The organism is Azospirillum sp. B4, assembly GCF_000333275.1.
In the GTDB taxonomy this organism is placed as follows: Bacteria; Pseudomonadota; Alphaproteobacteria; order Azospirillales; family Azospirillaceae; genus Nitrospirillum.
In genome coordinates this window covers 1-9,495 of record NZ_BACU01000135.1, presented here as the reverse complement: position 1 = coordinate 9,495, position 9,495 = coordinate 1, and the positions used below count along the sequence as shown (strand labels likewise).

General features: G+C 67.4%; 9 protein-coding genes and 1 tRNA gene. 8 read left to right on the top strand and 2 right to left on the bottom strand.

The features are described 5' to 3' along the window. The 8 genes from I55_RS06350 to I55_RS06315 form a co-directional block, all read left to right on the top strand. Positions 1-758, top strand: a 758-nt coding sequence (locus I55_RS06350) for an ATP-binding cassette domain-containing protein (RefSeq protein WP_044559656.1), incomplete at its 5' end; no start/stop codon positions are given. Between the two features lie 216 nt (positions 759-974). Then, on the top strand, positions 975-1,832 hold the full coding sequence (locus I55_RS06345; RefSeq protein ID WP_044559655.1) for a GNAT family N-acetyltransferase: 858 nt from the start codon (positions 975-977) through the stop codon (positions 1,830-1,832). 27 nt (positions 1,833-1,859) lie between these two features. Continuing rightward, complete coding sequence (locus tag I55_RS06340; protein WP_044559654.1) at positions 1,860-3,338, top strand: NAD-dependent succinate-semialdehyde dehydrogenase; 1,479 nt, start codon at positions 1,860-1,862, stop codon at positions 3,336-3,338. Continuing rightward, positions 3,335-4,414, top strand: a complete 1,080-nt coding sequence (locus I55_RS06335; protein ID WP_044559653.1) for a tartrate dehydrogenase — start codon at positions 3,335-3,337, stop codon at positions 4,412-4,414. The genes I55_RS06340 and I55_RS06335 overlap by 4 nt, the downstream gene beginning before the upstream one ends. A gap of 104 nt (positions 4,415-4,518) precedes the next feature. Beyond that, positions 4,519-5,931, top strand: coding sequence for an aspartate aminotransferase family protein (locus tag I55_RS06330; RefSeq protein ID WP_083900891.1), 1,413 nt, complete (start codon positions 4,519-4,521; stop codon positions 5,929-5,931). 121 nt (positions 5,932-6,052) lie between these two features. Further along, a complete protein-coding gene (locus I55_RS06325) occupies positions 6,053-6,544 on the top strand; it encodes an Lrp/AsnC family transcriptional regulator (protein WP_044559651.1) in 492 nt (163 codons plus the stop codon). A 36-nt stretch (positions 6,545-6,580) separates the two neighbouring features. Continuing rightward, positions 6,581-7,732: a M20 aminoacylase family protein gene (locus tag I55_RS06320; protein WP_044559650.1), complete on the top strand. Its 1,152-nt coding sequence runs from the start codon at positions 6,581-6,583 to the stop codon at positions 7,730-7,732. A 21-nt stretch (positions 7,733-7,753) separates the two neighbouring features. Continuing rightward, positions 7,754-8,833, top strand: coding sequence for a DMT family transporter (locus I55_RS06315; protein WP_044559649.1), 1,080 nt, complete (start codon positions 7,754-7,756; stop codon positions 8,831-8,833). Positions 8,834-8,839: 6 nt separating this feature from the next. On the opposite strand, the gene I55_RS06310 is transcribed toward I55_RS06315, so the two are convergent. Together I55_RS06310 and I55_RS06305 are read right to left on the bottom strand one after the other, a co-directional pair. Next, positions 8,840-9,022 (bottom strand): hypothetical protein, encoded by a 183-nt coding sequence (locus I55_RS06310; RefSeq protein WP_044559648.1) that lies wholly within the window; start codon positions 9,020-9,022, stop codon positions 8,840-8,842. A 251-nt stretch (positions 9,023-9,273) separates the two neighbouring features. After that, a tRNA-Met gene (locus I55_RS06305) sits at positions 9,274-9,350 on the bottom strand. Positions 9,351-9,495 lie beyond the last annotated feature (145 nt).

The following is a 9,495-nucleotide window of genomic DNA, read 5'->3' as shown; positions in this document are numbered from 1 at the left end:
GGGAACAATTCCAGCGCATCCAACTGGTCTTCCAGAACGCGGATACCGCGCTGAACCCCGCCCATACCGTGTCCCGCATCCTGGGCCGGCCCCTGGCCTTCTATCATGGCATGGACGGCCGCGTGCGGAACCGCCGTGTGGCCGAACTGCTGGACCTGACCCAACTGCCCGCCGGTCTTGCCGACCGGCACTGTGGCGAGCTGTCCGGCGGCCAAAAGCAGCGCGTGAACCTGGCCAGGGCCCTGGCGGCCGATCCCCAACTTATCCTGTGCGACGAGGTGACGTCGGCGCTGGACACGGTGGTCGGCGCCGCCATCCTGGATTTGCTGGCCGAGCTGCGGCGTGAACTGGACCTGTCCTACCTGTTCATCAGCCACGACATCTCCACCGTCCGCGCCATCTGCGACGACATCGCGGTGCTGTACGCCGGTCAGAAGGTGGAGATGGGGCCGGGTAACGGCTTCGGCGACGCTCCATTCCACCCCTACAGCGATCTGCTGATCGGGTCGGTGCCGGAAATGCGCCAGGGCTGGCTGGAGGAGAAGGAAACGGCAGCGGCTCCACTGCCCCTGGCCACCGCCCAAGGTGCGAATCTATGCCGCTTCCTGCCGCGATGCACCGCCCGGGTGGAGGGCTTGTGCGACCGCCTGCCCCCGCCCCGTATCATTCTGGATGGTGGTAACGAACTGCTGTGCCACCATGACGGGCAGACGTTACAGCATCTCCAACGCGGCCGCCAATCGGCCATCAGCCCGTGACAGGAGTGCCGATGCCGGCATCTGGCGGAATCGGATCGAGCCGCACGCGCCATAATCTTCTGATTTGACGCGCAAGGCGGCATCGAATGCTCCGCCGCCGCCCTTATAGTCTGTGCACGATTGACAGGGTCGACCGCATCCGTCGGCATATCATGCTGACATCGACCGCCGAGAACGCGCCGGGATTCCCCGGGGAAGCCAACGAGAAGATGGCCGATGGAAAGACGAACCGATCTCCTGGTGAAACTGCGGGACATGACGGCGGATGATCTGCCCCAGGTGCACGCGCTTTCCCGCAAGCTGCAATGGCCGCATCGAATTGAGGATTGGGATTTCATGCTGCGGGCCGGCATGGGCATCGTGGCGGAGGAGAACGGGGCCATCGTCGGCACCATCATGGGCTGGCCCTACGGCCCCGAGGTCGCCACACTGGGCATGGTCATCGTCGCCGGGGAAAAGCAAGGTGCGGGTATCGGCCGCCAATTGATGGACGCGATGATGGCGCGGCTGGGCGATCGCACCATCGTGCTGAACGCCACGACCGAGGGCCTGCCCCTCTACACCCGCCTAGGCTTCACCGCCTTTGGTGAGATCCGGCAGCACCAGGGGGCGGCGTTTTCCGTCCCGATCCCCAGCCTGCGCCCGAATGAGCGGGTGCGGCCGCTGAGCAGCAGCGACCATGACGCCATCGTCGCCCTGGATCGCCGGGCCTGCGGCATGGACCGCGCCAGCCTGTTCGCGGAGCTGCGCAAGGCCGCCCACGGGGTGGTGCTGGACCGGGACAGCCGGGCGATCGGCTTCGCCCTGTTCCGCCGCTTCGGCCGCGGCTACGTCATCGGCCCGGTGGTGGCCCCGGATGCGGAGGGGGCCAAGACCCTGATCTCCCACTGGCTGGGATCCAACGCCGGCATGTTCTCCCGCGTCGACATCCCGGGCGACGACGACTTGGCGGCCTGGCTGGACGACCTGGGCCTGCCCTGTGTCGGCCGGGTGACCCGCATGGCACGCGGGCCCCTGGCCCCGCCGGACGTGGACGTGCACACCTTCGCGCTGGCCAGCCAGGCGCTCGGCTGACAGCGCCCCACCCTAAGGGGCTTTCCCATGACCATGCTTGACCTGAAGGACCCGGCGCTGCTGCCGGGCCTGGCCTTCATCGGCGGCGCCTGGCGCCCGTCGTCCACCGAGCGAACCATCACCGTCACCGATCCCGCGACCGGCCGGCCCCTGGGCACGGCGCCCGATTGCGATGAGGACGACACCCGCGCCGCCATCGACGCGGCGGCGGCGGCGCACGGACCCTGGCGCGCCCGCACCGCCGGGCAGCGCTGCGATATTCTGGCGCGTTGGCACGCGCTGATCCTGGAACATGTCGACGACTTGGCCCGCATCATGACGGCGGAGCAGGGCAAGCCCCTGGCCGAAGCGGCCGGTGAGGTGCGCTACGCCGCCTCCTTCGTGAGGTGGTTCGCGGAGGAAGGCCGGCGGGTGCAGGGCTATGAAGTGCCGGCGCCGGAAGCTGACCGCCGCATCCTGGTGCGCAAGGAGGCGGTCGGCGTCTGCGCCATCATCACCCCCTGGAACTTCCCCGCCGCCATGATCACCCGCAAATGCGCGCCGGCCCTGGCGGCCGGCTGCACCGTGGTGATCAAGCCGTCCGACCTGACACCCTTCACCGCCCTGGCGCTGGCGGTGCTCGCCAAACGGGCGGGCGTTCCGGCCGGCGTGCTGAACGTCGTCACCGGCATGCCGGACGCCATCGGTCGGGAGCTGACGGCGAACCCGCTGGTACGCAAGCTATCCTTCACCGGGTCCACCCGTGTCGGCGCCCTGCTGATGCGGCAATGCGCCGACACGGTGAAGCGCCTGAGCCTGGAGCTGGGCGGCAACGCGCCCCTGATCGTCTTCGACGACGCCGACCTGGACCAGGCCGTGGCCGGCGCCATGGCCGCCAAGTTCCGCAACGCCGGCCAGACCTGCGTCTGCCCCAACCGCATCCTGGTGCAGGCCGGCATCCATGACGCCTTTGCCGAGCGGCTGGGCCGGGCGGTCGCCGCCCTGCGCGTGGGGCCTGGCATGGCCGCCGGCACCACCATCGGCCCCCTGATCAACGCCGCCGCCGTGCGTAAGGTGCGCGACCATGTCGAAGACGCCCTGGCCCACGGCGCCCGCGTCACCGCCCAGGCCGACAACGACGGCGACCTGGGCCGGTTCGCGGCCCCGGTGGTGCTGACGGGCGCCACACCGGACATGCGCCTGGCGCACGAGGAAACCTTCGGGCCCGTAGCGCCGTTGTTCCGGTTCCACGGTGAGGATGAGGCGATCGCCCTGGCCAACGCCACGCCCTATGGCCTGGCCAGCTATTTCTATACCAACAACCTGCACCGGGCCTTCCGCGTGTCCGAACGGCTGGAGGCCGGCATGGTGGCGCTGAACACCGGATCCATCGCCATGGAGATGTCGCCCTTCGGCGGCGTCAAGCAGTCCGGCCTGGGTCGCGAGGGTGGCCAGGCGGGCATTGAAGAGTACCTTGAGCACAAGGCCTTCCACATTGGCGGCCTCAAGCTGGGAGCCCTGTCATGACCAAGACCGACCGCAGCTACGCCATCGCCGTCATCCCCGGCGACGGCATCGGCAAGGAAGTGGTGCCGGAGGGGGTCCGCGTGCTGGAACGGGCAGCCAGCCTGTACGGCTTCACGCTGGAACAGCGCTGGCACGACTTCGCCTCCTGCGATTACTACGCCCGGCACGGCCGCATGATGCCGGAGGATTGGAAGGAGCGCATCGGCACGCCCGACGCCCTTTTCTTCGGCGCCGTCGGCTGGCCGGAAACGGTGCCGGACCACGTCTCCCTCTGGGGATCGCTGCTGCAGTTCCGCCGGGAATACGACCAGTACGTCAACCTGCGTCCCGCCCGCCTGCTGCCCGGCGTGCCCTCGCCCCTGGCCGGTCGCGAGCCTGGCAGCATCGATTTCTGGATCGTGCGGGAAAACACCGAGGGCGAGTATTCCTCCGTCGGCGGCCACATGTTCGCCGGCACGGAGCGCGAGGTCGTGATCCAGGAAACGGTCATGACCCGCTTTGGCGTCGACCGCGTGCTGCGCTATGCCTTCGACCTGGCCAACCGCCGCCCCAACCAGCACCTGACCTCCGCCACCAAGTCCAACGGCATCGCCATCACCATGCCGTTCTGGGACCAGCGGGTGGAGGCGATGGCGGCCCACTATCCCGACGTGCGCTGGGACAAGTACCACATCGACATCCTGACGGCACAGTTCGTGCTGAACCCCGACCGTTTCGACGTGGTGGTGGCATCCAACCTGTTCGGCGACATCCTGTCGGACCTGGGGCCCGCCTGCACCGGCACCATCGGCGTGGCGCCATCGGGCAACATCAATCCGGACGGCGTCCACCCCTCGCTGTTCGAGCCGGTGCACGGCTCCGCCCCCGACATCGCGGGCAAGGGCATAGCCAATCCCGTGGGCCAGATATGGTCCGCCGCCATGATGCTGGAGCATCTGGGGGAAGCCGCCGCCGCCAAGGCCATCATGTCCGCCATCGAAACGGTGTTGAGGGAACCCGGCCTGCGCACCGCCGACCTGAAGGGCAAGGCTGGCACCGGGGAGTGCGGCAAGGCCATCGCCGAGGCGCTGCGCTGACGCGGCATTTTGTGCTGCCGCGACCCGCAAGAAGGGTCGCGGCGCATCCCCTGGGCCGCCAACACGGCGCATCCCACCACCCGGCGTCGGCTAAGCTTCCTCCCATGGACCCCCTGACGAGCCAGAGGCCGATGCTGAAGCGCAACCGTTCCCTCGTGGATGTCGATCGCGACTATCTGATCCATCCCGTCACCTCCTTCCGTGGCCATGAGGCACGTGGGGCCACCCTTTTGCGAAGCGGCCGGGGCATGTACGTGACCGACATGGACGGCCGCGAACTGCTGGACGCCTTCGCCGGCCTGTGGTGCGTCAATGTCGGCTATGGGCAGGAGAGCATCGCCGAGGTCGCGGCCGAGCAGATCCGCCGCCTGCCCTACGCCACCGGCTATTTCCACTTCGGGTCGGAGCCGGCGGTACGCCTGGCCCAGCGCCTGGTGGAACTGGCGCCGCCATCGCTGACCCACGTCTATTTCACCCTGGGCGGGTCGGACGCGGTGGACAGCGCCATCCGCTACGTCATCCACTACTTCAACGCCCTGGGCAAACCGGAGAAGAAACAGTTCATCGCGTTGGAGCGGGGCTATCACGGCTCTTCCGCCATGAGCTCAGGCCTGACGGCACTGGCCAACTTTCACCGCAATTTCGACGTCCCGCTGCGCTGGCAGCATCATATACCGTCCCCCTACCCTTATCGCAGCCCGGTCGGCAGTGATCCTGCAGCGGTAATCGCCCAGTCCGTGGCCGACCTGCGCGCCAAGGTGGCTGAACTGGGCGCCGACACCGTCGCGGCCTTCTTCTGCGAACCCATCCAGGGATCCGGCGGCGTCATCGTGCCGCCCAAGGGCTGGCTGAAGGCCATGCGCGACACCTGCGCCGAGTTGGGCATCCTGTTCGTGGCGGATGAGGTCATCACCGGCTTCGGCCGCACCGGCCCGATGTTCGCCTGCGAGCATGAGGACGTCAGCCCCGACCTGATGACCGTGGCCAAGGGCCTGACGGCCGGCTACGCCCCCATGGGCGCGGTCCTGATGTCGGATGCCGTGTACCAGGGCATCGCCGATGGGGCGGCGCCCGACTTGCCCATCGGCCACGGCTACACCTACTCCGGCCATCCGGTCAGCGCCGCCATCGGGCTGGAAGTCCTGCGCCTCTACACCGAGGGTGGCATCCTGGCCAATGGCCAACATGTGGCCGGCCGCTTCAAGGCCGGACTGGACGGACTGGCCGACCATCCCCTGGTCGGCGACGTGCGTGGTCAGGGCCTTCTTGGCGCAATTGAATTGGTCACCGACAAGACATCCAAAACGAGATTTGACGCGGCCCTGAAAATTCCTGACCGGCTATTCGCCGAGGGCTACCGCAACGGCGTCATTTTTCGTGCGTTCGGTGATGGGATACTGGGCCTGGCCCCGGCTTTGTGCTGTACGGAGGATGAAATGGACCTGATTTTTGCCCGCATCCGACGGACGCTCGACGGGATACTTGACCAGCCCGACGTCCGGGCGGCGCTTTCGTGATAAATAGTTGGCGGGCAATTGGGCCCTCGAACGGTGTAAGCTGATGGTAGGCCCGGCCGCGCCCGGTTGGCGTCAGGGCTGAGTAACCTTCATAGCCCGGAACAGGAGATCCCATCGGAACATGACGCTCGGCCCCAAACTCGACCGTATCGACCTGAACATCCTGGTGCAGCTTCAACAGAGCGGCCGCATCACCAATGTGGAGCTGGCCGACGCCGTGGGGTTGTCGCCCAGCCCCTGTCTGGCGCGGGTGAAGCGGCTGGAAAAGGCCGGGTACATCACGGGATACGGGGCCCAGATCAATTATCAGAAGCTGGGCGACTTCATGACGGTTTTCACCGAGGTGACGTTGTCGGAGCATCGCAGCGGCGACTTCTCCCGCTTCGAATCCAAGATCCGCAAGATTGACGAGATCGTGGAATGCCATCTGGTCAGCGGCGGCTACGACTACCTGCTGAAGTTCATCACCACCGGCGTCACCCACTACCAATCCATCATCGAAGGCATGCTGGAGGGTGATTTCGGCATTGAGAAGTATTTCAGCTACATCGTCATCAAGACCCCCTTCATCAAACAACATTACCCCATCCAGGGCCTGTTCGAGCGTGAATAGCAGGCCATGGAGGATAGCCGCCGCCGGAGAAACGCCATGCCGGAAATCGACGATCTGATTGAACCGCTGATCGCCTTCCGGCGCGATTTGCATGCCCATCCCGAACTGGGCTTCGCCGAGCACCGCACGGCCGGCCGCATCGCGGCGGCGCTGGAGGACCTTGGCATCGAGGTCCACACCAGCATCGGCGGCACCGGCGTGGTGGGCGTGCTGAAGGCCGGTGGGTCAGACCGCCGCGTCGGTCTGCGGGCCGACATGGACGCCTTGCCCATCCATGAGCAGACTGGCCTGCCCTATCAAAGCCGCCATACCGGCGCCTTCCATGGCTGCGGGCACGACGGTCATGTCTCCATGCTGTTGGGCGCCGCCCGCCACCTGGCTCGCACGCGCCGATTCGATGGAACCATCCACTTCATTTTCCAGCCGGCCGAGGAAGGCCAGGGCGGCGCGCGGGCCATGGTGCAGGACGGGCTGTTCCAGCGTTTCCCCTGCGACCGCGTCTTCGCCCTGCACAACTGGCCGGACCTTCCCGCCGGCACGGGCGCCACGCGGCCGGGGCCCATCATGGCCGCCGCCGACAGGTTCGAGATCCGCCTGGAAGGGCGCGGCGGGCACGCGGCCCTGCCCCACCAGACGCCCGACGCGATCCTGGCGGCCAGCGACCTGGTGGGCCAGTTGAACACCATCATCGCCCGCCGCATCCCGCCCATGGCCAATGCCGTGCTCTCGGTCACCCAGATCAACGGCGGCCATGCGCATAACGTCCTGCCCGCCACGGTCACGGTCGTCGGCACGGTGCGCAGCTTCGACCCAGCCGTGCAGGACCGGATCGAAGCGGCCCTGCGCCAAGTGGCGGAAGGCGTGGCCATCGCCAGCGGCACGCGGGTTACGGTCATCTACGACCGCTATTATCCTGCCACCATCAACGATGCCGAGGCCGCGGCGGAGGCATTGGCCGTGGCCGCAAGCGTCTGTCCCCAAGCCATCTTGGCGCCTGAACCCGCCTTCACTTCCGAGGACTTCGCCTTCATGCTGCAGGCGTGCAAGGGGGCCTACCTGTGGCTGGGTCAGGGGCGAGACGGTGGCTCCGCCCCCCTGCATCACCCGCAGTACGATTTCAACGACGACATCATGGCGACCGGGGTCAGCTTGCACGTGGCACTGGCTGAACACCTGCTATCCGCGTAAATCCGCTTGGGAGTAAAGGCCATGGCCCTTCATCGATCCGCCGCCTGGCCGGGCGTTCCGCTGGCGCTGACCTCGGCCGCGCTGTTCGGCGCCAGCACGCCGCTGGCCAAGCTTCTGCTGGGGCATTCCGATCCCTGGCTGTTGGCGGGCCTGCTGTATCTCGGGTCGGGCCTGGGGTTGGGCATCGTGCATCTGGCGCGGCGCCTCCTGGGCATTGAGGCGCCGGAGGCCCCCCTGCGCCGGGGCGACCTGCCGTGGCTGGGCGCCGTCGTGCTGGCCGGCGGTGTGATCGGCCCCGTGCTGCTGATGGTTGGCCTGACGCAAACACCCGCCTCCAGCGCCGCCCTGCTGCTGAACCTGGAAGGCCTGGCCACCATGGGCATCGCCTGGCTGGCCTTTCGTGAGAACGTGGACCGACGCCTGCTGCTGGGCGCCCTGGCGATCCTGGCGGGGGCGCTGCTGCTGTCCTGGCAGGGCGGGCCGGAGGGCGTGGGCTGGGGTGCCCTGGCCGTCGCCGGGGCCTGCCTGGCCTGGGGGGTGGACAACAACCTGACCCGCAAGCTGAGTTCGGCGGACCCGGTGCAAATCGCCCTGACCAAGGGGCTGGTGGCGGGGGTGGTCAACCTGGCCTTGGCCCTGTCGCAAGGCGCCACCCTGCCGTCCCTGGCGGTCATCGGTGGAGCGGCCGTGGTCGGCTTCTTCGGCTACGGCCTCAGCCTGGTCCTGTTCGTCCTGGGCCTGCGCCACCTGGGCACGGCGCGGACGGGGGCCTACTTCTCCATGGCCCCCTTCATCGGTGCCCTCCTGGCCATCATTCTGTTCAGCGAGCCACTGACCTATCGCCTGCTGGCGGCGGCGGTGCTGATGGGCATCGGGCTCTATCTGCATCTGGTCGAGCACCATGACCATGAACACGCACATGGAGAGCTGGAACACGAGCACGTCCACGTGCACGACGAACACCACCAGCATGATCACGGGCCGGGCGTCGCGGTGGACAAGCCCCATTCGCACGCCCATCGGCATGCGCCCATGGTGCACCGCCATCCGCACTATCCGGACCTGCACCACCGGCACACGCACGAGCACTCGGAGACCTGAGGCCGGTCAGGCGACGCCGGCCAGACGCAGCGTCAGGCCAGCCAGGGAACAGGCGGCCAGCACCGGGATCTCCAGCACCAGGCCCAGCGCCTGGACATCCGCCCCCTCCCGGGTAAGCGTCGTCTGAAGGCTGCGGTGCGAGCGGATTGATCCCCGAACTCGGATCAGGATGCCTGGGCGATGTTCCAAGGCAGCAGGTCGGTGATGCGATCTTCAGCCAGCGGCATTACGGATGAAAGGCGGCCCTCGCCGGAGGGGTACGGCTGTCGAAGTGCTGCACAGTTTGGTCAGCCAGGTCACCCTCATCCCGGAGAATGGCCATCTGGCCATCGTGCTGCGCGGGGAACTGTCGGCACTGCTGGCGTTCGCGAGCGCACAGCAAAAACCCGGCCTCCCTACGGAGGCCGGGTTATCGGCGGACTTGCTGGCGCAAGTATCGTTGGTTGCGGGGGCAGGATTTGAACCTGCGGCCTTCAGGTTATGAGCCTGACGAGCTACCGGGCTGCTCCACCCCGCGGGAATGCGTGCTGGGAGTGGAGGACATTGTGGTGAGGGTCTGGGGAGCGGCGTTGAGCGGGTGTATGTGCGACTGATGGACCTGGCGGCGACCTACTCTCCCACGTCTTAAGACGCATAACCATGGCGCTGGGGGTTTTCACGGC